We start from the raw sequence: 23,855 nt of genomic DNA, 5'->3' as shown, positions 1-23,855 counted from the left end.
CACCGTTAAATCCCGGGAGGCATTGCTGAAAGGCAATGCCTCCTTTTTCCATGGATGCTAGGTGGTCTTTGCACCAGCACCTCACATGGATTACACTCCTTGCCGCTTCGAAAAACGGCGGTTCACACTGCCCCAACCACGAAATTCCGATGGATCATATTCCGACAGCTGATTCCACCTGCGCTTCTGAAGAGATCACCGCCAACTGGAGCGATGAAGTGCTGGAAGGGGTTGATTTCTCTCGTTGCAAGTTCTCCAACTGCACCTTCGAGAGAACCACTTTCAACAGGTGTACTTTTCAGAGTTGTGAATTCGAATCATCTGACCTCTCTTTGGCCAATGTGACAGGATCTTCTTACAGTTCCGTCATTTTCCGGAACTGTAAGCTGCGAGGCATCAACTGGTACCAAACCGGATTTGCATTCAATGCGACCTTTTTAGACTCACTACTGGACTACTCCAGCTTCTTTGGAATGAAGCTTAACAAGACCAGGTTCTCAGGCACCCGTATGAAGGAAGTCGTGTTCACCGATGCGTCAGTTCGTGAAGCCAAGTTTGACGGGTGTAATCTTGCGGGCGCTGTCTTCAATCACACAGACCTAGAACGAGCGATTTTCACGGGAGCCCAGAACTACGTGATCGATGTGACCCAGAACAAGGTCAAAGGCGCCGTTTTCGAACTTCCAGAGGCGATGAGCCTGCTCTCCTGCCTGGGGATCGAGATCAGATAACTGATGGGCCTGAAGCCCACAGCCAGGCATTCACCCGCGTTTCGCCCGCAGCACATCCTCCACCTCACCCAGCGGCAGGCAGTTGATCACGTCTTTGCGCGTGAGCCAGCCTTTGCGCGCGGCTTTGATGCCGTAGATCACCGCCTGCAATCCGTGCGTGCTATGCGCGTCAGGATTGATGCTGCATTTCACGCCTTTCGCTTTCGCGAGCTTCCACCAGCGCCAGTCCATGTCGAGACGCCACGCGCTCGCATTGAGCTCAATGATCGTGCCTGTTTCCGCTGCCGCATCAATCACCGCAGCCACATTGACGTTGTAAGCTGGGCGCTGCAGCAGCAGCCGGCCCGTGAGATGTCCCAGCATGGTAACGTGCGGATTTTCAATGGCACGAATGATGCGCTTCGTCATCTCGGCCTCGGGCAGATTGAACACGTTGTGCACGGAGGCGACCACGTAGTCGAGTTGGCCCATGATCTCATCACTGAAGTCCAGACTGCCGTCCTTGAGGATGTCCACCTCGCTGCCGGCAAAGATGCGGAAACCCTTTTCGGCCATCTCTTCATTCAACGCCTTGATCTCCTGAATCTGCGCCAGCAGCCTCTCTTCGCTCAGCCCGTTCGCCTGGAAGGATGACTTGCTGTGATCGGCGATGCCGAGGTACTGCAGGCCGAGTTCATGCGCGGCATCCGCCATCTCGCGCAAGGTCGCGCCGCCATCGCTGGCGGTGGTGTGGTTGTGGAAAACACCACGAAGATTTTCAAGCAAAACGAGGCGCGGTAGCCCACCGTGCTCAGCCGCGTCGATCTCGCCCGTATTCTCACGCAGCTCGGGGTCAATGAAGTCGAGATCCAGCGCGCGGTAGAGTTCCGCTTCATCATGAATCGGTGGAATGACAGGCGCATCCGCATGATCCGACACCGGAGTGAATGCATACTCATTGAGCGACCAGCCACGCGCGAGCGCACGTTGTCGGATGGCCACATTGTGCTCCTTGCTGCCGGTGAAGTAGGCGAGTGCAAAGGGGAACTCCTTGCTTGATACGGCACGCAGATCGCACTGCACCCCGTGAGTCACATGCACGCTGGCTTTCGTCGGCCCTTTGGCGATGATATCCACCACCAGTGGCAGTTGCACAAAGTCCTCGATGACCAGCTCCGGCTTCCGAGTGGCCACCAGGAAATCAAGATCATGCACCGTCTCCTTGCCACGGCGGAAACTGCCGCACACCTCGGCGTGCGAAACGTTCGGGTGCTGACGCAGCGCCTCCAGAATCTCCTGCACCAGCGGCTGCACCAGATCCAAACGAAACTCCGCCGCATGCTGCTCACGGAAGGCAATGCTTTCGAGAATTTTCTCCACCGTTTTACCGCCAAACCCGGAAAGCTTTGCCGCCTCGCCGCTCTCGCAGGCGCGCTTCAAATCGGCGATGGATGAGACCCCCAGCTCCGCATGCAGCGCGGCCACCTTCTTGGGCCCAAGTCCCTGCACATCGAACAACTCAAACAGCGTGTCCGGAAATTCTGCCTTGAGCTTCTCGTAGAATTCCAGCTTCCCCGTGGTGGCCATTTCATGCAGCTTGTCTCGCAGTGCTTCCCCGAGTCCCTTGATACCTGCGAGTTGGTTCTCGGCAGCCAGCTTCATGATGTCGCCACTGTAGCTTTCCACGATCTCCGCACCGGTTCGGTAGGCGCGTACTTTAAAAGTGTTTTCCCCTTTCAGTTCGAGCAGCAGGGCGATGCGTTCAAAGATGGTGGCGGCGTCTTCGCGTGTCATGCCCACATCATGGCGTGAGTTGCCCTGAGGTGAAGCGCGAAAAAGGCCATTAAGCCTCTTTGCCGCCGTTCATCCGCTTTTCCAGAGTCTTCAACCGCCGCAAAGCGTCCGGCATCTTCGACACCGCGATCCACTGGCGCTTCGCCTGCTTGTCGGATGCCGAAGGATAACCCAGCACGGTGTCACCCGCCGCAACGTCGCGCATCACACCTGATTTGGCACCAATGGTGGACTGGGCGCCTAGCTTGAGGTGCCCCCCGATGCCCGACTGCGAGGCGATGACGACATAGTCAGAGAGATGCGTGCTCCCGGCAAAGCCCACCTGGCCCATGATGAGGCAATGGCGTCCCATCACCACGTTGTGCGCCACATGCACCAGATTGTCGATCTTCGTTCCCTGCCCGATCACCGTGGAGCCCAGCGCACCACGATCAATCGAGGTATTGGAACCGATCTCCACATCATCATGAATCACGACGTTCCCCACCTGCAGCATTTTGCGGTGGTGGCCCTGGTCAAAAACATACCCGTACCCATCCGAACCGATGGTGGTGCCGGCATGGATGTTCACGCGATTGCCTATCTGAGTCCTGGCATACAGCACCACGTTGGGGTGCAGACAGACCTCCTCCCCCACCTGACTGTCCCGGCCGATGTGATTGCCGCCCATGAGCACCGAGTTTTTCCCCAGCTTGACACCGGCACCCACGACACAATGCGGACCAACGCTGGCAGTCGGATCAATTAGTGCCGAAGAATCGACCACCGCGCTCGCATGGATGCCCGCGGCAATCCTTTCAGGCGGAAAAAACAGCGGCAGCACCTTGGCGATGGCAATTCGCGCATCCTTCACCCGGATCAGCACTTTAGTGGCAGATTCAAAACCTCGGGGCACCAAGATGGCGCTGGCCATGCCGGCTTCGGCAGCAGCCAAGTAGCTGGGTTTTTCCGCAAAAGTGAGATCGCCAGCCGATGCTACATCCGCAGGAGCGATGCCCGTGAGAATGACAGATCCATCCCCCACCACTTCACCACCGATCAGCTCTGCAAGATTTGATGCGGTGAACATGTGGTTGTCGGTGAGCCCGTGGCTGTTACCGCGTTGATGAAGGCAGCGGCACCATCCGCTGCAGTTCTGTGTCCCAGACCTTGAGCCGCAGACAGCGCAGGATGTCGCGCGGGCTCAGGGTGGTGACTTTCGGCTTCTGCAGTTCAGGCATGGCCTTCAGCACCTCAGGCAGACGGTAGAAGGGAATGCGTGCGTTCAGATGATGAATGTGATGGTAGCCAATGTTGGCCGAAAACCAGGCCATGAGCTTGCTGGTCTTCATATAGCTGGAAGAATCCAGTGCGGCGCGCTCATAGGTCCAGCCCGCCTTGTCATAAAAGGCCACGTCCGGAAAGTTGTGCTGCGCATAGAAGAGGTAGGACCCGATGGCGTATGTGATGAAATGCGGGATCACCTGCACCAGCAGCCACATCTGCCAGCCAAAGAAATAAATCAGCGCAGCGGCGATTCCTCCGTGCACCAGCAGGGCCAGCAGGCAGTCCACATGTTGCCGCGGCTTCGTCACAAACGGGCGCAGGCACATGCCGTGCAGAAACACAAAGACGTAGCCAAAGAGAATCGTCAGCGGGTGACGCATGAAGAGATAGATCAACCTCGCGGACCTGGACGCCTTCAGGTAGTGCTCCTTCGTCATGATCGGGAAGGACCCGATGTGCGACCCCTTGATCTTGGAGTTGTGGTTGTGATGATGATTGTGAGAACTGCGCCAGATGCTGCTGGGACTGAGGGCGAGAATGCCAAAGCCACGCATCATCCATTCTGCGAGCTTGGAATTCGGCAGGATGGCGTTGTGCTGCTGGTCATGATAGATCACGAACAAACGCAGCAGCAACAACCCGGAAAGCACGCTGAGCGCCAGCTTCGCCGCAAGGTAGGGAATCCACAGCGTGCCAGCGATCACTGCAAGCCAGAGCGCGGTCGTAGAAAGGATGTACCACCAGCTTTTGACGGGGTCGTCCACGGTGAAAGGCTTGGTGGCCAGGATAAGCTCGGTGCCCGTCCTGTTTCTGCCGCCAAGATTGATGGTATCGGCTATAGCCAGGCCACTAGTCATGTGAGTTCTACATGACCATCACTATGGTTCAAAAGCAAGCCTTCTTTCCTGCGTTCTAAGCAGAATGCAGGCCAAAATAAGGTGCATCAAACCCAGCCAACGATGCGATAAGCCCACCAACCAATCATTTCATGCATCCAAGTCTCAAAATGACACAGGTTCGTGGCATTCGGGACATCCAGCCATTTCACTTGGTGCTCACGCAAGGACTCGCTGTTGTAGTTGCAGGGCACAGCCACAACCGAGGTGCCAGCGGCTTCAAAAACAGCTCTGGCGCGGGTCATGTGGTAGGCGGAGGTCACCAGCGCAACCTTCTGCCAGCCATGTTTGACCGCCAATGCAGAGACTTTGACGGCCTCATCATGAGTATCCAGGCAGTGGCCCAGACTTTGCACCGGAATTGGTGAGATCTGCCACTCCTCAAGCCAGAGTTTGACGGCATCCGCCTCTGACTCCGTGCCAGAAGACGTCTTCAGACTACCACCGCCAAGGACCAGCAGCTTTCCCTTGCCCTTTTTCGCAAGCATCAAGCCGGTAAACAATCGGTCTGCCCCGCCCTTGAAATGAATGCCCGCCGGCTCGTTGCGAGAGGGCTCCATGCCGCCACCAAGGACGATGACAGCGTCGCATTCGGGCATTGCCGTCAGGTCCACTGGAGTCCACTGAGATTCCAGGGCAGCCAGCAAGGAATGCGATAAGATCGTGGCGGAGGTGAGCGTCAGCACCAGCCACGCAGTGCCCGGCACGATCAGTGCCCGCCATCGGCGACGGTGGATCATGACCACCACCCATGCCGAGAGCATGAGCCAGATGAGCCCGGTGGGTTCCAGGAAATCAGCCAGGGATCTGAAGAAGGAGGTCATAAGCGGCGTTGGAGGCGGGAGCTGCACACGGCGACCAGAAAGGTGCTGGCAATGAGCAGCGTGCTGAGTGCGTTGATCATGGGAAGGCTGCGGCTGGTTTTCATCATGCTGGCGACACGCAACGGCAGGGTGGTGGTGCCTGGCCCTGAGACAAAGAAGGTGATGACATAATCATCAATCGAAAGCGTGAAAGCCAGCAACCCGCCGGCCAGCACACCGGGCAGCAGGAGAGGCACCAGCACTTTTTTCACGGCCTTGGCCTGGGTCGCACCCAGATCACGGGCGGCATCCAGCAGGGTGAAATCGAAATCCTGCAGACGGCCCAGCACCACCATCGTCACGAAACTCAGGCAAAAGGTGACATGCGCAATCCAGATGGTGAGCATCCCGGTTTCAACGCCCGTTAGCACAAACAAGGCCAGCAGAGACATGCCCATGAGAATGTCCGGCATCACCAGCGGCAGCGTGATCAGCAGGTGGTGCACGTTTTGCAGCCAGGAGCGGAACCGATGCAGCGCATAGGCCGCCAGAGTGCCAAGCACCATCGCCGCCAGGGAGGCGGAGACGGCGATCTTGAGCGTGATCCAGAGTGATTCCCAGACATCTCCCGCAGACCAAAGCTTCTCATACCAGTTCCAGGTGAAGCCCTCCCACTCACCGCCAAAACGCGATGCATTGAACGAATTCACCACCAGAACGCCCAGTGGCGCGAACAGAAACAGGATCACTCCAATCGTGATCACCGCAGGCAGCCTGGAGCGCTTCACTCCGCCTCCTTTCTGCCAAACTGCTGCCACAGCACGATCACGACCATAGGCACCAGCACGGCAAGCATCAGCCCGCCCGCCAAGGCGCTGGCATGCGGCAGATTGCGGTCTGAAAACACGCGCTGGGCGATCTTGCTGCCGAGCATTTCATCCGACGTGCCACCCACCATTTGCGGAATGACGTACTGCCCCAGGCAGCAGACAAACACCATGACCGCGGCAGAGATAATACCTCGGCGCACACCGGGAATGAACACCTTGGAAAACGCACGCCACGGCCCGGCTCCGAGATCCCTCGCCGCATCCAGCAGCCCAAAGTCAAACTTCTCCGCCGCAGCGTAGAGAGGCAGGATCGCGAACGGCAGCTGCGTGTAGACAAGCACCAATAGCACCGTGCCCACGTGATTCAGCAGCACGGCATCCTCCGGAATGAGATGCAGTCCAATGAGCAGCTTCGTCAGCGGACCTTCGGGATGCAGCAGAGATTTCCACGCAAAGATGCGGATCAGAAAATTCGAGAGAAACGGGATGACCACGAGCAGCAGCAGCACCTGCCGCATGCGCTGCCCGGCACGCGCCATCTGATAGGCCACCGGCAGCGCCAGCGCCAGACAGACCACCGTGGTCGCTCCGCTGAGCCAGAAAGTTCGCCACAGGATGGGCAGGTAGGCAGGATCCTGCACTTCTCGCAGTGTGGCCAGCGTCCAGCCCGGTCCGACTCCTCCCTGCAAATCTGCCGGCCGAAATGCGGTGATGATGACCAGGATGGCAGGGATCACAAAAAACACGGCAAGCCATGTGAGTGAGGGCAATGAAATCATCCACTGCCTGGCAGTCCGGGCTTCGATGCTCATGCCGCCTCCTCCAGCCGTACGACGCGGCCTTCATCCGGATGAAAACTCATCCACACTTCCGCACCGCGCGCGGGATCAATCTCTCCGCCGCTGAAGCGGCTGCGCTGCTGCTGGGCCAGGATGCTGTGCTCGCCTGCACGAATGCGGTAGCGAGTGTGTGAGCCGAAGTAGGCCATGTCCTCCACCACCCCACGGAAGGCATTCACCCTCTCACCACTCGGCGGGCGGGTGAGCGTGAGGCTTATTTTTTCCGGCCTCACCATGAGCCGCAGTGTTTGGTTCGCCGAGACCGCGCCATTGCTCAGCACCAGCGGACTGCCCAGCCCGTCCACCAGCACGCGCACGTAGCCTTCGTGCTGCAGTTCGACTGCGACCCCTGTGAAAAAATTGGCATCCCCAATGAAGGAGGCCACAAAGCTGCTGCGCGGTGTTTCATACAGATTCTCCGGCGAATCCACCTGCTCCACCTTGCCCGCATTCATCACGGCGATGCGGTCGCTCAGGCTCATCGCCTCGCCCTGATCATGGGTCACATAGATGAAGGTGGTGCCGACCTGCTCGTGAATCGTGTTCAGTTCCATGAGCATGTGCTGGCGCAGTTTGAGATCCAGCGCCGCCAGCGGCTCGTCCAGCAGCAGCACCTGGGGGCGGTTCACCAGAGCTCGCGCGATGGCCACTCGCTGCCGCTGCCCCCCGCTGAGCTGGGCGGGACGCTTGCGTGCATGCTCGCTGAGTCGCACGAGTTCCAGCATGCGCTCCACTCCACTGCGAATTTCCTCACGCGGACGGCGGCTCATGCGCAGCCCAAAGGCGATGTTTTCCCACACGCTTAAATGCGGAAAGAGCGCGTAATTTTGAAATACCGTGTTCACCGGACGCTGTTCCGGAGGCAGCTCGGTGATGTCCCTCCCCCCCACCAAAATGCGCCCATGGTCAGGCCGCTCAAACCCCGCGATCATTCGCAGGAGGGTGGTTTTGCCGCAGCCGCTGGGCCCGAGAAGTGAAAACGATTCCCCCTGCGCCACGGTCAACGCCACATCATCCACGGCACGCTGGGTGCCGAAGCTTTTGGACACGTGATCAATAACGAGAAAATCTTCCATGCTGGAATGGGTCGGCACTTTAGCGTGGAAATAATGGATGTGGCAAGAAGCTTGCGGGATTCGCTGGAACGGGCCAGCTTTACCCGATGTCCTCCCGTTTTGAAATTCTGCGTCCTCTGGAAGAGGACACCGCCAGCAAGCTATTGCTCGTCCGAGACAACAAACGCGGCGATGAATTGCGGCTCAGACGCTTCAAAACCAACAAACCAGAGGAAATCGAGGGCCTCCAGGAATTGTTCCGCCAGCTTGCCCCCCTGCAAAACCCGCACCTCGACCGGCTCATCGATTTCGGTGCCGACAAAGACGGCTTTTACACCATTGTGGCAGGGGTGCTGCCGGGAGAAACATTGACCGAGGTACTAGAACGCGGCCCCCTCACCGAGAAGGAGTTTGAAACCGTCGCACGGCAGCTCCTGGAGGCGGTTTCAGCCCTTCACGAGGAGGCCATCGTCCACGGCAGCCTGCGGCCTGATTACGTACGCATCTCCGGCAAATCCGCCGCCGACTGGCAGGTGACGCTGCACGGCTTTGGCCAAGGCTTCGCCGCTCGAAATGACAGCAAGGAGGAACAAATCCGCGCCTACCGCTGCACCGCCCCCGAACAATGGCAGGACGGCACCACCCGCCGCCGCACTGATGTCTACGCTCTTGGCTGCATCCTGTATGAGGCTCTCACGGCAAGACCTCCCTTTGACGCTCGTGTCCTGAAGGAACTGAAGCTGAAGCACCTCGGCCATGATCTGCCCCCCCTGCAAAAACTCGCCTCTCATGTCCCGGGCTGGATGTGTGCTTGGGTGATGCACCTCATGGCGGTGGACCCTGAACAACGTCCGCGCAAGGCGGGTGCGGCCAAGGAGTTGTTCGAGCGCCGTGAAGCGCCCAACCTGCCGGAACTGCCATCGACACGCGCCGAACTCGCAGAGAGCGCCCCTCCCCCGCCGCCAGTCAATCTCGTCCAGCCGCAGGTTTCTGCGCCTGTGGTCCTGCCCAATCCCCAGCAAGGCGCGCGAAATGCCACTTCAAGCACGATCCCCATTTCCCCGGGAATGCACGTGGCGGCCAACAGGCCCCAGCGCCCCACCGCTGCTTTGATGCCCGCACAGCGCAAAATCTCAGCGCCTATGCCCCGCAAGCCGACGCCTCTAGCAGCAAAATCCACGGCTCTGACAGACGCACTGGACAAAATCAAAAGCCACAAGCCTATCGCCATCGCTGCCGCGGCGGTCGTGCTCCTGCTCGCCATCTTTGTTCTGCCGCGCTGCGGCCAGAAGACCACCCCGGCGAAAAGTGGTGCGGCACAGAAACAACGTTGAGCTGAACTTCTTATCTTTAGCTTGAGGCGAATGCAGGTCTTGTTTTTGTGCTTCTTGCAGCCAGTCAAAGACAACGAATGAAGCAGGCATTGCTGCCTGCTTCACACCTTCCAACCCTCACACAGACACACTCCATCAAATGGACATGAGGAAATCGATGAGCTGCTGCACCTGCTGCTTGTTGAGCTTCATGTATCGCTCCTTGGAAGCCTTCGCTTCGCCGTCGTGGGCTTTGATCGCTTCGTCGATCGTCGCAGCACGGCCATCGTGCAGATAAGGGGCGCTGGCGCGCAGGCCCCAGAGCGGCGCGGTCTTCATGTCACGCACATCCGCAGTGCCCTGGGCGATTCCGTCGCCGAGCGATCCCATGTCATGCAGAAGCAGATCGGAGAAAAGCCAGACCTCCTGCTGATTCAGCGCAGTCACTTTGTTCGGTCCAGTGATCATCAGCGGCACGTGACAGACAGCGCATCCGGTGTTTTGAAACACGTTGCGTCCGGCAGCCGCTGAATTGGTGGGAGGCAGGCGTGGTGGCGCGCCGAGGAAGCGCATGAAGTCGGCCACGCGATCAATGTCTCCCCTGCCGGTGGCCGGATCAACCACGTCCTCCGGATCGACCACCGTATCATACTGCGCGAGGAGCTGGGCGTTGCCGTTCGGGGCGTTTTCCACCGGAAACAGGCGGCTGGTGATGCCCATTTCATTCAGATAGGCATCACCCGCAAAGCTCAGCAGCGTGGCCTGCTGGGCCTTCCAGCCAAAACGCCCGATGAGGGTCTTGCCGGTGGCTGCGTCCGCCACCTTGGACACCTTCCCCAGCACGCCATCAAGCGGCGTGCGCCGCACATTGCGCAGGATTTCCTGTTCCGGGATCGCCTCGATCAGTCCAAGGCCGAAGAGAGGCGTTGAGTTGCGATGCGCCACCACATTGGCCTCCGGCGGGACCACCTCGTGCAGCGCAGAATTGATCTCCATCTCCTGCTGCAACGAACCACCGAGCGAGGCGAGTGGATTGAACACGCCGTTTTCCGTGCGGCCAAAGCGCGTGACATTGATGGAGCCCGCGCCGCCTGTGGCCGGCGCGTTGTGGCAGGTCACACAGGAGGAGCGGTTGAAGATGGGCCCCAGCCCGCTGGCCTCAGTTTCCGTATCTTCGAAATCATCTTTGCCATCGAGGAAGGTCGCCATCTGCGCCTTCGTGAGTCCCGGCAGAGCATCGCCAAACTGCGGTGGCTTCGCGCCGTTCGGTGGGGGTGAATGTGGATGAGGCGGATGCTGCGGGCGGTTTGGAGGATGCTTGGGTGGCTGTGCCATCACATGCAGCGCAAAGGAAGACGCCAGGGCAAGTGCGAGATATGAGGTGATGCGGATCGCTTTCATGACAAGATTGAGTTGGCTGCTGTCACGCTTGTGCGTGATCTCGTTGACCGGAGAAATCCCGCGCACCGAAAATCGTTACTCACATTTTTATTACCCACTCACCGCCATGACTCTGAAAATCATCCTCAAATACCTGCTCAGCGCGGGCATCATCACCCTGGTGAGCGAGATGGTGAAACGCAGCGACAAGCTCGGCGCCCTGCTGGCCGCCCTGCCGTTCGTCAGCCTCATCACCCTCTTCTGGGTCCACTACGAAAGCGCGCCCGAAGTGCGGGCGCAGAAGACGGCAGACCACATGTACTACATCTTCTGGTATGTACTTCCCACGCTGCCTATGTTTCTGCTCTTCCCGGTGTTCCAACGCTGGTGGGGCTTTCACGGCGCTCTCGGCGGCAGCGCGGTGCTGACACTTCTGCTCTTTGCAGTGCTGCGCGCCATCACCGCACGTTTTGGTTTGATGCTGTGAGCCTGCCGCTTGACTGGACGCAGGGGCGCATGCTTGGTCCGGCATGAACAATCCCAACCACTGCCGCTGGGGCATCCTCGGCGCCGCTTTCATCGCCCGTAAAAACTGGCAGGCCATTCGTGACGCCGGCAATGCCACGCTCATAGCGGTGGCCAGCCGTGATCTCTCACGCGCACAGGCCTTCATTGCGGAATGCCAGAGCAGCGCGCCACATGCCGCCCTGCCGGAGGCGATGGATGACTACACGGCGCTCCTGGCACGCACGGACATCGATGCCGTGTACATCCCGCTCCCCACGGGCCTTCGCAAAGAATGGGTGATCCGCGCCGCACAGGCCGGCAAGCATGTGCTGGTGGAAAAACCGGTGGGCGTGACCGCGGCGGATGTGGCGGAGATCATCGCCGCCTGCGAACAGCACGGCGTGCAGTTCATGGATGGAGTGATGTTCATGCACGGACGGCGTTTGCAGCGCCTGCGCGAGGTGGTGGACCACGATGTCGGCAAGGTGCGGAACATCGCCACGCAGTTCAGCTTCATGAGCGATGACGAATTCCAGCGCAGCAACATCCGCGCACATGGCAAGCTCGAGCCGCTGGGCTGCCTGGGTGATCTCGGCTGGTATTGCCTGCGTTTCACCCTCTGGGCCATGAACTACGCCACGCCCGTTCAGGTGACGGGCCGCATCCACACGAAAACACAGCAGACGGCCGATGCACCTGCCGTGCCGCTGGAATTCTCCGGCACGCTGAGCTTTGCAGACGGCGCGAACGCCTCCTTCTACTGCTCCTTCACCACAACCAATGCACAATGGGCCATCGTCAGCGGTGACAAAGGTCTGCTGCAGGTCTCCGACTTTGTGCTGCCCTTCTCCGGCCCTCAAACGAAGTACAGCCTCACGCGCTCCGAGTTCGCACTCGATCGTTGCCTGGCCCACATGCACGAAGGCCGCCAGATCGAAGCCATCGATGAGCCAAGCAGCAACGCGCCCGGTTCGCAGGAGGCAGGACTTTTTCACACGTTTTCCCAGCTCGTGATCGATGGTAAAATCGATGCCCATTGGCCCAAGATCAGTCTGCTGACCCAACGAGTGCTGGATGCATGCCTGGTTTCAGCCAAAGAGGGCTCGCGCGTGATCTCACTGAACGACTGATCAAAGATCAATCACGGTGGGCAGTCTAAGCCACCAGCTTCATACAGGAAAAACGTCATTCAGTTGAGGTGGAACAAGTGCTTCCTCAATGGAAGCGGCGCAGGCATGATGCCACCGGCGAGCGCGCATGATGTCTACATCTAAAGTGCGAAGTACATTTCACGGGACCTTGGCGGCATCCCCAGCCAGCCGGCTCTTGCATCACTGCTTCGCGCGCTTCAGACAAGTCGGCTCTGACCAGCTCCAAAACTGCGGCTCCAGCAGCTTCTCATAGTTCGCGGCAGTGGAGTCGAGATGGCTGTGGGCACCGTCCTTGTCGGGCTTGACGCTGCCTTTGAGCTCCCCGGATTTGATGGCTGCGGCCACGGCATCGTGATTGATTCCCCAAGTATAGACCACGCCGCTCTCAGCTGTACGCATGAGAAACAGAGAAGCGTTACCAGGCTTTTTGGCATCCCGCTCATGGGCGACGGCAAAGCAGAGCTTGATCTTGGAGTCAGCGCTGGCGCGGCGAATGCGGAACTCGATGGGCTTGGCGTCCTTTTTGCCAGGTTCGGTCAGCACGAGGAGCCCTTGTTCAGCGTTGGTAACGGTGAACTGCACCGCGTCGTCATTACCCTCATCCACCGGCGTCCAGCTGCCATTCCAGTCCCCAGCTTTGAGAACGGCGGGCTTCAGTCCGAAGTCCTCGTTGACGGTGGTCTCAGGGCAGGCGGTGAGTGCGCAGGCGAGCAGTGCTGCGGCAAAGCCACGAAACAATGTCTTCATCGCGGTGGTGGTGCAGGTGGATTGCCCGCAGGGAGCTGATCGCGCAGCTGGTTCGTAGCCCCTGACGGTAAAGTGAGTGAGACGCCGCTGCCGCGTGGCACACTGCTTTCCGGTGGTGCGGTGACTATCGAGTCCGAGGCGGTTGGGAAGATCCCGCCGCGCGGCACACTGCTCTCCGGGGGCGCGGTGACATCCAGCGGGAGCGTAGGCACAGGGACCGGAATCGCCTTGGGCACGTCAGGCTCGACAGCAATAGCCTTCGGCGCAGGCTTGACGACCGCAGCAGCGCTGGCAGGCTGGCCCGGGGCCGTGGCCTCCACCGGGGCTGGCGTGCGCTTTTTCTGCCAGAGCGCAGAGCCGGAAAGATGTGCGCACATGGCACCTATCACCATGGAGCCGCTGAGAAACACCGCAGCCTTCAGCCAGATGGGCACTTCCTCACGCACGATGAGATGCGCTGGCAAAGTGGGTGGCGCGCTGGCGGCGGCGAGCGCCCAGTCGGGCGCCTCAGGAGGAGAGGGGTCTCCCCCATTCCGGAAGAGCAACTCGGCAAAGCCGATCGTGGGCTCGTCCCCACCTCTGGCTGCACCTCCGGAAGTCAACGCAACCGGGGATGGGCGGGAGGAAGCGATTGCCAAGGGCGCTGAAACTTCACGCTTCACCGGTGCCTGTGCTTTGGAGACAGGAACTGTCTGGGGACGTGACTTCAAGCCAGGGCTCACGGCAGGTTCCGTGCCGCCAGCACGCACGGGTTCATTGGGTTTGGCGAGGTCATAATGTTGAATGATGCGCGCATAGCGGGCCAGGAAGTCGCTGCGCTGCGCTGGCTTGGTCTCGGCCACCTTGGCGATCTCATCATCCAACAGGCGCGCCACAGTTTCGCGCTCGCGCGCACCGCCTGTGGTTTCCACGTGAATGCCCAGCGGGGGCTCAAAACCAAGAAGGAATTTGCACAAGGCCGCAAGCCATCCGCCATGCCATGCCGTGGCAGTCGCTCCATCGCGCCCTGGTGGCAGGAGCACCGCAGGATCGGTGCCGCGCCCGGACATGGAAGCCAGCGTGGGATGCGCACGCACGATGATGTTAAAAGCAGGCCACTCATTGAGCTTTGAGACGAGCAGCTTGGTGCTGCGCGAATCTTCGCGGGCAAATCCAGTGAGCAGGAAAATATCCTCCAGCCGCAGCTTGTTGGTCGGCAGCGTGGATTTGTCCAGCTGCGTGAGTGCGGTGTCCAGCCCGGCCAGAACGAGGTAGGCCTCCTGCACTTCCAGGCAGTGACGCTCCCGCATGAGTTCGGCAAGGCTGATGCCCTCGGCGATTTCCTCCGCGAGGCACGTGATGTCTTCCGACTCATTGACCAGCGCGAGGGTGATGAGGCTCGGATTGTCGCGCTGCTTGGTGATCTTGAAGGCAGCATCATCAGCCTCCTTCACGCGCGTATGCGAAATACGCGCGGGCGGCACCTGCTCAATGAGCACGGACCGTCCCGTCTTCGTCAGCGTCCCGCGCATGCTGTAGGGATTGGCCATGTCCAGGCGCTGGCTCTGAATGCGCACCAGATTGACCAGCCCGCGTGCCACGTCCTGATACCCGGCCAGCAGCGGGGCCAGCAGCGCGCGCGGTTTTTGCGCCGTGGGGATCTCCCCGGAAAGCTGCGCTGGCGCGAGCTTTTGCAAACTGGTGCGCAGCTCGCGCATGGCGGCGATCACGCCCACCCCTGCGCTGGAAAGGCAGGCCCCCAGAAGTTCGGCAAAATCCGCCACCGCCAGGGCGTGGTCCGGCAGCGTGCCCCCCTGCTCCACGAGGAAGGTGCGCAGAAATTTGGCCTGCTTTTCAAAGCTGGTCTTCAGAGCCCGCTTTTTCCCGGCAGGGGTCTCGATCACATGATAATCCGCCGCCAGCACCTGCACGGCCTGCGGCGCGGTCTGCACAATGCGCAGTCCATCCAGCGGAGACTCGGAAAGAAACTCACCTCGTTCACACAGCGCCACCGCCGACTCCATTGCACGCGTGGCGATCATGATGGCGAGCCATCCGGGAATGTCCTGCAGCCGGGCGAGGTAGGGCCGCAGGGCCTCTCCGTCCACATTGCTGGTGATGTAAAAAGGATTCCCCTCGTCCTCGCCAAACTCAATCATGCGCGCCAGCGCGGGGTGGCCGCGCTTCTGCAGCAGTTTGCAGGCCTCCTCAAATGCAGCACGGTTTGCCAGGGGCTCCAGCAGCACATGGCAGTGCACATATTCCAGCCGTTCTAGGTCAAACGCCAGCACCGCCACCTGTTCGGAATTACGAACGAGCTCGACGTTGTTGCCGTCGGCGTCTTGAACGATTTGATAATGTCTGAATAGACTCGGCTCCGACATGGGGGCGCTGTGTAGGGGAAGGATGCTGGACTATCCTGCCATGCGACAGATGTTCAAGCCAGCGTTTCCTATGCGGAATGTATAACAAACCCCGTGCCAATACTTGTCAGTTCGGACTGTTTCTGCCACATTTTTTGGCAATGCGCCGTCCATTCACCGCCCTGCTAGCAGGCCTGGCACTGATTTTTCACTCTGCCATTTTCGCTAAAACGCCCCCTGCGGGCGCGCCTCCAGCCAAAATCCGTGTCACCCTGTTGTCGGGTGCTCCCACCATCGATGCCGCCACGCAGGGCGACTTGGTGAAGTGGCTGTCCCAATTCCAAAATGCGGTTTACCAGATGCGTATCCGTGACTATCTGCAGATGGTCAATTGGGACGCCCTGATCGAGGCCACTTACTCCGGGGCATCGGAACAGCCCCCCGAGGCCAAGAAGCTCCGGCTGAAAAATGCCATGCTGCTGACCAGCGAGCGCATGTTCCCCATCATGCGCCCGTTTTTTCTGTTCCTTGATGCCGAAATTCGCCGCATAGATCTCACCGGCGACAAAGCCGTGATCATTGCAAGAACTCATGACGAGGACGGCGTCGAGTTCAAACTACGCTGGTGGCTGCTGCGCCGCGGCGGACAATGGCAGCTGACAGACTTCGAAAACATCACGGTCAACACGCGCTTTTCCGCACTCTTGCTGATGGGATTTCAGGCAGCCTCATCGCAGGAAGGAATGAGCAAGGAGCAGTCCGCGAAATTCATCCAGCTGGGCGTCGCTGTTCAGGATGGTGAAACCGACAAAGCCTATGCGCTCATCAAAGAGCTCGAAGCCTCAAGGCTGCCAGCAGTGCTCTCCGAAGTGTTCCTGGCGACCAAGCTGGGGGTGCTTTCTCAGATGGATGACAAAAAGGAGGAACTGGAAACCTCATTGAACGATCTGGAAAAAATCGCCCCGACCAATCCCGTTCTCTACTTGATGCGTGCAGCCAGCAGTTACGACGCATCCGACTACAAAAACACCATTGTGTGGGCCAAAAAGATCGGCGCATCTGTGGGCCATGACGAGGACTCCTGGTCCATGCTGGCCGACTCCCACCGCGAACTCAATGAGGACAAGGAATACCTGGCCGCCGCCGAAGGCTGGGCGGCAGATTATCCCAATTCGGTCGCCGCTGTCTGGAGCCTCTGGCAGGCACTGCCAGAAGGGCAACGCGATGCCAAAGTCAAACCTCTGCTTGAACAACTCACCCCTGCAGAAGAGGGACTGACAATTTTTGCAGAAGACGCATCCGATGCAGATGACGTAGGAGCTTTAAAACTCGTCCTCGACGTCATGAAGGCACGCAAGGTGCCAAAGGAAATTTTGGAGGATTACCAATCGGCACTCCAAGATGCCATGGAAGTGCAGAAAAGCGCCTTGAAGGACCAGAAGTAACCATCCTCACGACGGCGGCTTCCATGCCGCGATGGCGTCTGGAGACCTGGACTTCATCCCGAGGCGCTGCGTGGTGAACTCATCAGGCAGGAGGATTTCGGTGGTCGAACCGTAATTGAGCGAGCCCAGAAAGTGAGTCTCCGTGCGTTCCGCAGATTCCGCCAGCCAGGAAAAGGCGCGATGGTAGTGACTTAGAAAGGCTTCCACATAGGGAGCGATGGATTCGGAGGCCCTCGAAGCCATTTGCTCGCCGATGCCGCGCATGCTGGCGGCATCCATCAGAGTCATCGAAACCCCCGGCATCTCTGGCAGCGGCCCAGGCATGAGATGCTGGTTCAGGGTGACTGTTTTGCCATTATCCGTGAAGGGAAACGGCGCGCCATCCATGGTGGCCATGATCTGCCGCAGGAGATTGAGCATCTTCGGCACCACGGACTGCAGCGCGGTGAGAAAGGCGCTGGGATCATCCACGGTGGCAAACTTCGCGTTCAGAGTCTGAAAGGCAAAGAACGTGGTGAGCAGTTCCCGAAAAGACGGCAGCGCGCCGCTCATGGCTTCATAGATCGTCACCCAGGCAGGGAGGTCACGGCGCCGCACGCGCAGCCATTCACTGAGGTCGGCGGGATCACTCCACCAGAGCATGCCGAGTGCTGCGGCAAAGCGGCGCTCCAGCACTCGCTCGCGCTCCTGCAGCGGGCCCTCCATGTGCTCCATCACCATGCGCTGGCAGTAGGCCTCATCACGCAGGGAACCGGGGGTGGAATCACGCGTACCAAACTGCATGCGCGAGACAGTGAATCCTGCGATGCTGAGCGTGGCCGCTGCTTCAAGATCACGCCGGCGCTGCCAGGCATGATTCCACTCCTGCAATGCCACTTTGAACTGCGGCCCCCAGGCAATGATTTCTTCGCGCACCTGCAGGATCTCACGCTGCAATTCCGGCAATGCGGTGGAACTCGTGGGCGTGCTGCCCAAGCCGCACATCGCCCGCTCCGGATGCGCCAGCCCGCCGAAATAACGACGGATGACGAGCAGCGCCTCTTCCTCTCCCCTGTTTTGATGAATGGCCTCCTCATCCCCCACCATGCGGTGCTCGTGCAGGTTCAAGCCCAGCCCGTGCTGATAGTAGAAGTAGCTGACCTGACGTGAGAGATCGACGAACTGCCTCAGCAACGAGGCAGCCGGCTGCGAGTGAGATAAATGGGCGACAATGGCCGCGCCCTTGACGACTTCAGCTGATCCCTTCACGATTTTGCCTGCAGGTTTCGGTCCGCCGCCCGTAGCCGCCTCCGCTTCCGCACGAGCAGAGGCGCGCTCCTTGGCCTCATTGGCCACGTGACGTGCCATCATCAACGAGAGATTCTCCGGCAGCCGATGCTGGATGATGCCTTCCTGGATCTCCTTCTGCGCCGCCTCCCATGCTCCGCTGAGCAGCGCGAGCTTGTGCTGCATGCGCCGGCACATCTCCTTGCCGATAACATTGGCACCGCAGCGTGCCGCCGTACGCCGTATGAGCCAGTGCGTGGGCGCGCTGACCAGCCGGGCAATGATCGCAAAAACCATGAACGGCACTTTGGCCGCCCACATCCATCCGCGCATGAGCCTGCGGCCCAAATGGTGCCACTCGGCCTCGCGCTGCGGTTTCAGATGCGCGTAGATTTCCCACGGATCACGCTCCAGCGCGGCACGGAAAAACCAGGCATTCATCTCCCGCACGACATGCACAAAAGGGGTGCCGATTCCGCCGGCATTGCAGCTAAGTTCCTGCGCCAGCAGCCCGCCAAGCTCACGCGAGGTGATGACGGACACCACCGGCAGGCCCAGATGCAGCACCGTCTGCCCGCTGAGGATGCCGCTCAAACCACCCAGCATGGCGCTGCGCACTCGGATGGTAGAGTCCAGCCACACCTGCACCGGCGGCGGCGCACGGAGGTGCCAGCAAAGCAGGTGGATGATCTCAAAGAGCTGCGGCTGCGTGGCTTGGCTGACCTGCACTGCCACCGGCGCTCTCTTGGGCCTGGGCAGCAGGGGCCGGACCATGAACCCCCAGGTGACCCCCATGAAGAGGAATTTGAACAGCACAGGAACCATGCGCCACTGCAGCAGATCACTCCACGCCTTGTGCCCGGTAATCAGCCACGCTTCCCTGCCCAACCACAGCAGCAAACCCACGACAAGCAGCAAGTAGCAGAGCAGCAAAGCCAGCGTGCAGGCGGCGGAGAAAACCAGAAGCCCAAAATGCAACGGCCCGCGCCATGGTGCGATGCGCACTGGCTTGTCGGGTAATTGCTGGGAAACTGGGGGGGCGGGCATGAAAAATCCGAAGTGCCTGAAAACAGCACAGACACCCATAATAAACCCCGTTTAATATGGCAATTCTAGTTAATTATTGGTGTTTAGGGGTGCTTTAGAATTACCCTAAAGACAGGTTCACGGTTTCTGGACCGTTTTCCTGCCATGAAGCCCCTCTTTTTTCTCGCCCTTGGGCTTGTCTGCCTGGCTTCGGCCGCCGCTCCCCGCACTCCCAATCTCGTCTTCATCCTGACCGATAATCAGGGCGCCTGGACGCTGGGCTGCTACGGAAACCCAGACATCCGCACGCCAAACATCGACCGGCTGGCGGCGGAGGGCATCCGCTTCACTCATGCGCTGAGCAGCAACCCCGTTTGTTCACCTACGAGGGCGACGTTTCTGACGGGGCTGATCCCCTCCCAGCACGGCCTGCATTCCTTTCTCGATCCCAAGTTCATGATGGGCCCGGAGGCCTACAACACGCTTCAAGAATTCACCTCCTTGGGCGAGGTGCTCCGGGATACGGGCTACACCTGCGGTCTCAGCGGCAAATGGCACCTCGGTGCCAACATGACGCCGAGCGAGGGCTTCACCACCTGGACCACCAAGCCCGATGGCAGCACCATGGAGTTCTACGACCAGAAGGTCATCGAAAACGGCCAGCTCCGAGTGGAACCCGGCTACACCACGGATTTCTGGACACGCAAGGGCGTGGAATTCATCACCGCAAACAAGGACCGGCCCTTCTTCCTCTACCTCGCCTACAACGGCCCCTACTCACTCGGCAAGCTCATGCTCAATGAGTCCAAAAACCGCCATGCCGCCTACTATGCTGACAAGCCGCTGCACTCCTTCCCCCGCGATGCCATGCACCCCTGGCAGCATGACAACAAAGCCTTTCACAACAGCGATGCCGCCCGCCGCCGCATGGCCAGCGAGGTGAGCGGTGTGGATGACGGCGTGGGAGAGATCATGGCCGCGCTGAAGGCGAACGGCCTGGAGGAAAACACCCTTGTCGTGTATTCCAGCGATCAGGGCTGGATGGGCGGCCAGAACGGCATGTGGGGCATGGGCGATCATTTCCGCCCCATCGGCGCACATGAGCTTATGATGCAGATCCCGCTCATCTTCCGTCAGCCCGGAACCATCCCGCCCGCCCAGACCTGCGATGCGCTGGTAAGCAACTACGACTTCATGCCCAGCGTTCTCTCCCAGCTCGGTCTGAACGACAAGATGCCGCAACAACCGAAGTCCCCAGGCCGCGACTTCTCCCCGGCCCTGCGTGGCCAGCCCCTCACGAACTGGGACAACACCCTCTTCTACGAAATGGAAACCACCCGCGCCATCCGCACCGCTCGCTGGAAATACGTCGCCCGTTTGCCCTCCGGCCCCTACGAACTCTACGACATGCAGACCGACCCGCAGGAACGCTTCAACCAATACGGCCAGCCCGGTGCGGAAGAGATCAAAGCCGATCTGGCCCAGCAGCTCGATGCGTTCTTCAATCGCTATGCGGACCCCAAGTTTGACATCTGGAAAGGCGGCGGCTCGAAGGCCAAACGGCACGTTCCTTGAACCGGGAAGGTATGCAAAATCGCTATCGTGTTGGAACAGCGCCCGTCCAGCGTTCTCTCTGGGGCAAGGGATCGCTGGACGCTATCGCATCCAAAAATCCACGTGCCAGCGCTCGGTCATCAAAGCAGCGGGGAACAATGGCGATCCATGTGGAGGTCAAACTGTAGAGATACACATGATAAGTTCTGCTCTGCGGTTTTCCGCCAATTCGCCCAGAAACTGTAACTTCCACTGGATGAGGCAGCTTCGCTGGCAGCAATCCAAGGGTGAAAAGCGGAGCCATCAAGCCCATGCCGCAGACCGGCAGGTTTGTGATCGCAGTGACAGACTCGACAACGAATCCATCTTTGGCCTGCTGGCTCACGACATATCGGGAAAGCCGGCCAGAATCACTTGAGTCATGCTGACTTGGCGGTCTCGCACGCGGAAGTCTGGGAGCGTCTGACGAGCAGAAGACCCGGGTGACACATGAGGACAGCATGAGAGAAGCAAGCATGATCACGACGTGTGTTTTGTGCCTGGTCATAGTGCGCTGCGTTCAGTCTCACTTCCCCTCAAACCGCTTCCGCAATTCGTTGAAGTAACGCCGCACCTGCTCACGCCGTGCGGGTGGCAGAGCGGCTTCATCCAGAGCAGCTTCTTCAGCCTGAATGGCATCAAGCGCAGTCTGCGCGGAGGTGCGGGTGGACTGCTCTTTGCGCGCACCGCCTTCGACGCTGCGCACCGTGCTCTGGCCCTCGCTGTTCTGCTGGGCGCGGACCACGCTTTGCTTGTCGGTGGTCTGTTTAGCGGTGGGCGTGTTGTTGAGAGCAGCTTTGCCTTGGCCGGGAGGCAGCCCATTGCCGGGCATGCTCAGCATGGGGCTGTTGGGATCAGGCGGCGGGCCGTCCCCGGTGATGATGATCGTGGGGGGCTTGTCATCCGGCTTGGCTCCGCCCGGAATGGGGGCCAGCAGCATTGGCTGGCCATCGCTGGGCTGCCCCTGCTTGCCAGCCTGACCCGGCTGCCCCTGGCCCATGCTCATCATGGGCTGCTGTTGCTGGCCTTGCCCCTGTCCGTCCTGAGGCTGCTGCATTTGATTTTGCTGACCACCTTGTCCCATGCCCGGTGGATTGAGCATCTGCTGTCCACTTTGTGCCTGCCCTGTCTGCGGTGCACTCTGCTGTCCCTGCTGCTGGGAGGACTCCCCCTGCCCCGCCTGGCTCATCTGCTGCATCGCCCCATTGCTGCTGTCCTGCTGTCCGGCGATGTTGCTGCCAGAATCCCGCAGCTGCTGGGCAAGCTGCTGCAGTTCCTTGCGCGACTGCTCACGCAGCGCGAGGTCGCGCAGCTTGTCGGCAAGCTTTTGAAATTCTTCGCCTGCACCTGCCACTTTGCCCTGCTGCATCTGATCTCCCGCCGCGAGAACGTTCTGGCCCACGGCGCGTTTGCGATCCACCTGATCCGCCTGCTGCTGCGCATCCTTGAGCGTTTCGTTCAAGCGCTCCTTCGCTTCCGCCCCGAGCTGGGGTGATTTAAGCTGGCTCGCGAGCGCCTCGGCGGCCTGCGATGCAGCTTGGGCATTCTTTGCGGCCACGGCATCGCCGAGGTCCGCTGTATCAGCATGCTGGCGCAGGGCATCGATGAGTTTTTCGGAAGCCCAGGGTTCCTTGCCGTTGCCGAGTTCATCCGCCAGTTTCTCCGCCTCACGCGCACGCTTTTCCAACTCGGCCAGCACATCACGTGCGTCCTTGCCTCCTGCCTGGGCGAGATCTGCGGCGGTCTTCTGCAGCTTCTGTTTCAGGTCTTCCACCTGCTTGGATTCTTCCTCCTTGAGCCCCGCGAGCTTTTTCTTTTCCCAGTCGGTCTGCGCCAGTTTCTTCGCCTCTTCGGCGGCCTTGCGCGTCATGTCCTGATCCATCACCACCACTTCGGATGGCGGAGCCGTGATGATGCTAATGAAGCTGCCGAGAATGGCAATGAGCAGCGGCAAGGCAAGCCAGCGGTCCGGCCGCAAGGGCAGGTCTCGTTTCAAGGATGCGGGCCATGCCTGCGCCAAAACTTCACGCTGCGCGTCGATGTGCGCGCGTGCTTTCTCACCTTCCTCGGCGTGCTTCTCAAACCACCAGGCGGAAGCGAAGGCCTCCCGCCGTCCCGCTGCCTGATCCCACAAGGCCAGCGCGCTAAACTCACCGGGACGCTGCCACCACACATAGCCAAGACAGCCTGCCAGCCACACGACCAGACCAAGCCATGGGGAAAAAACCGCACCCGAACCACGCAACGCAGCCAGCATCAGGAGCACCAACACCAAAGAAGCCGGAATCAGTGTCATACGCAGCACTGCAAGCCAGCGCCGGAGCGCCACCCACACCTGAACACGCTGTGCCACAAGGGCAAAGGCCGGGTTATGGGTTGCAGTCTGGCTCATGCTTGGCATTACACCTCAAAACTCAGAGGAGGCCAAGTCTTTTGACGGCATCCGATTGAATTCCGCAACGGTTGGAGCAATGCCGATCAATCAGGATTCGATTTCTGCATCATCCGCACTCAGGTGATTGAGCTGCAGCACATGCGTCACCACCTCGTCCGCATCCGGCAGATCATCGGCACGTTCTGCGCAGGTTAAACAGCAGCAGCAGATCTCCGGCTTTGATCAGCGGATGTGCCGCCACGGCGATGCCGGATTCCGCGAGCAGGCGTGCACGCATCATGCTGGTGCGGGCCTGCTGCATTTCGCCATGCTCCCGTGACATGGCTGCTGTGGTGATGATCAGAGAGCAAAGCACCGCGAGCAGCACCGAACCGAAAGCCACCGCTTGCCTTTGAAATTGACCGGCACTTTTCAAGAGCCTGAATGGGCATGCATAGCGTGAAATGCTCAAGTTACGGAAACTTCGAATGCAAACGGTGGCCGTGGTGTCCGGCAAC

The 23,855-nt window shown here is 59.8% G+C and carries 19 protein-coding genes; 6 read left to right on the top strand and 13 right to left on the bottom strand.

The features are described 5' to 3' along the window. Positions 1-35 precede the first annotated feature (35 nt). Positions 36-731, top strand: coding sequence for a pentapeptide repeat-containing protein (locus AC3RLQ_RS00200; RefSeq protein WP_493033229.1), 696 nt, complete (start codon positions 36-38; stop codon positions 729-731). 30 nt (positions 732-761) lie between these two features. On the opposite strand, the gene polX is transcribed toward AC3RLQ_RS00200, so the two are convergent. The 7 genes from polX to AC3RLQ_RS00165 form a co-directional block, all read right to left on the bottom strand. Further along, a complete protein-coding gene (gene polX, locus AC3RLQ_RS00195) occupies positions 762-2,504 on the bottom strand; it encodes a DNA polymerase/3'-5' exonuclease PolX (protein ID WP_493033227.1) in 1,743 nt (580 codons plus the stop codon). A gap of 49 nt (positions 2,505-2,553) precedes the next feature. Continuing rightward, on the bottom strand, positions 2,554-3,573 hold the full coding sequence (gene lpxD / locus AC3RLQ_RS00190) for a UDP-3-O-(3-hydroxymyristoyl)glucosamine N-acyltransferase (RefSeq protein ID WP_493033225.1): 1,020 nt from the start codon (positions 3,571-3,573) through the stop codon (positions 2,554-2,556). Between the two features lie 25 nt (positions 3,574-3,598). Then, a complete protein-coding gene (locus AC3RLQ_RS00185; protein WP_493033223.1) occupies positions 3,599-4,627 on the bottom strand; it encodes a fatty acid desaturase family protein in 1,029 nt (342 codons plus the stop codon). Positions 4,628-4,713: 86 nt separating this feature from the next. Further along, the gene (locus tag AC3RLQ_RS00180; protein ID WP_493033221.1) at positions 4,714-5,490 is read right to left on the bottom strand and encodes a YdcF family protein; all 777 of its coding nucleotides are present in this window, start codon (positions 5,488-5,490) and stop codon (positions 4,714-4,716) included. Continuing rightward, positions 5,487-6,257 carry an ABC transporter permease gene (locus AC3RLQ_RS00175; protein WP_493033219.1) on the bottom strand — a complete coding sequence of 257 codons (771 nt, stop codon included), beginning with the start codon at positions 6,255-6,257 and terminating at the stop codon, positions 5,487-5,489. Before AC3RLQ_RS00175 ends, AC3RLQ_RS00180 begins: the two co-directional genes overlap by 4 nt. Then, the gene (locus AC3RLQ_RS00170) at positions 6,254-7,111 is read right to left on the bottom strand and encodes an ABC transporter permease (RefSeq protein WP_493033217.1); all 858 of its coding nucleotides are present in this window, start codon (positions 7,109-7,111) and stop codon (positions 6,254-6,256) included. Before AC3RLQ_RS00170 ends, AC3RLQ_RS00175 begins: the two co-directional genes overlap by 4 nt. Next, on the bottom strand, positions 7,108-8,214 hold the full coding sequence (locus AC3RLQ_RS00165) for an ABC transporter ATP-binding protein (protein ID WP_493033215.1): 1,107 nt from the start codon (positions 8,212-8,214) through the stop codon (positions 7,108-7,110). Before AC3RLQ_RS00165 ends, AC3RLQ_RS00170 begins: the two co-directional genes overlap by 4 nt. Positions 8,215-8,300: 86 nt before the next feature. Here AC3RLQ_RS00165 and AC3RLQ_RS00160 point away from each other — a divergent pair, with 86 nt between their 5' ends. Further along, a complete protein-coding gene (locus AC3RLQ_RS00160) occupies positions 8,301-9,527 on the top strand; it encodes a serine/threonine protein kinase (protein ID WP_493033213.1) in 1,227 nt (408 codons plus the stop codon). Between the two features lie 135 nt (positions 9,528-9,662). Here AC3RLQ_RS00160 and AC3RLQ_RS00155 read toward each other — a convergent pair whose 3' ends face one another. Beyond that, positions 9,663-10,907, bottom strand: a complete 1,245-nt coding sequence (locus tag AC3RLQ_RS00155; RefSeq protein WP_493033211.1) for a di-heme oxidoredictase family protein — start codon at positions 10,905-10,907, stop codon at positions 9,663-9,665. Positions 10,908-11,013: 106 nt separating this feature from the next. On the opposite strand from AC3RLQ_RS00155, the gene AC3RLQ_RS00150 reads away from it, so the two are divergent. Together AC3RLQ_RS00150 and AC3RLQ_RS00145 are read left to right on the top strand one after the other, a co-directional pair. Next, a complete protein-coding gene (locus AC3RLQ_RS00150) occupies positions 11,014-11,373 on the top strand; it encodes a DUF3147 family protein (protein WP_493033209.1) in 360 nt (119 codons plus the stop codon). A 43-nt stretch (positions 11,374-11,416) separates the two neighbouring features. Beyond that, positions 11,417-12,523: a Gfo/Idh/MocA family protein gene (locus AC3RLQ_RS00145; protein WP_493033207.1), complete on the top strand. Its 1,107-nt coding sequence runs from the start codon at positions 11,417-11,419 to the stop codon at positions 12,521-12,523. Positions 12,524-12,724: 201 nt separating this feature from the next. Here the strand turns inward: AC3RLQ_RS00145 and AC3RLQ_RS00140 are convergent, their stop codons facing one another. Continuing rightward, positions 12,725-13,291, bottom strand: a complete 567-nt coding sequence (locus AC3RLQ_RS00140; protein WP_493033205.1) for a hypothetical protein — start codon at positions 13,289-13,291, stop codon at positions 12,725-12,727. Next, complete coding sequence (locus tag AC3RLQ_RS00135; protein ID WP_493033203.1) at positions 13,288-15,654, bottom strand: hypothetical protein; 2,367 nt, start codon at positions 15,652-15,654, stop codon at positions 13,288-13,290. The genes AC3RLQ_RS00140 and AC3RLQ_RS00135 overlap by 4 nt, the downstream gene beginning before the upstream one ends. A gap of 140 nt (positions 15,655-15,794) precedes the next feature. Here AC3RLQ_RS00135 and AC3RLQ_RS00130 point away from each other — a divergent pair, with 140 nt between their 5' ends. Then, complete coding sequence (locus tag AC3RLQ_RS00130; RefSeq protein ID WP_493033201.1) at positions 15,795-17,078, top strand: hypothetical protein; 1,284 nt, start codon at positions 15,795-15,797, stop codon at positions 17,076-17,078. Between the two features lie 6 nt (positions 17,079-17,084). Here AC3RLQ_RS00130 and AC3RLQ_RS00125 read toward each other — a convergent pair whose 3' ends face one another. Further along, positions 17,085-19,391, bottom strand: a complete 2,307-nt coding sequence (locus tag AC3RLQ_RS00125; RefSeq protein WP_493033199.1) for a M48 family metalloprotease — start codon at positions 19,389-19,391, stop codon at positions 17,085-17,087. Positions 19,392-19,535: 144 nt separating this feature from the next. On the opposite strand from AC3RLQ_RS00125, the gene AC3RLQ_RS00120 reads away from it, so the two are divergent. Continuing rightward, positions 19,536-20,945: a sulfatase family protein gene (locus AC3RLQ_RS00120; protein ID WP_493033197.1), complete on the top strand. Its 1,410-nt coding sequence runs from the start codon at positions 19,536-19,538 to the stop codon at positions 20,943-20,945. A gap of 544 nt (positions 20,946-21,489) precedes the next feature. On the opposite strand, the gene AC3RLQ_RS00115 is transcribed toward AC3RLQ_RS00120, so the two are convergent. Beyond that, positions 21,490-23,355 carry a hypothetical protein gene (locus AC3RLQ_RS00115; protein ID WP_493033195.1) on the bottom strand — a complete coding sequence of 622 codons (1,866 nt, stop codon included), beginning with the start codon at positions 23,353-23,355 and terminating at the stop codon, positions 21,490-21,492. 172 nt (positions 23,356-23,527) lie between these two features. Continuing rightward, complete coding sequence (locus AC3RLQ_RS00110; RefSeq protein ID WP_493033193.1) at positions 23,528-23,740, bottom strand: hypothetical protein; 213 nt, start codon at positions 23,738-23,740, stop codon at positions 23,528-23,530. Between the last annotated feature and the right edge of the window lie 115 nt (positions 23,741-23,855).

This window comes from Prosthecobacter sp. GW821-HT29F12 (assembly GCF_058803405.1).
The sequence above is the reverse complement of the archived record's forward strand: the minus strand, read 5'-3'. Positions and strand labels throughout refer to the sequence as shown.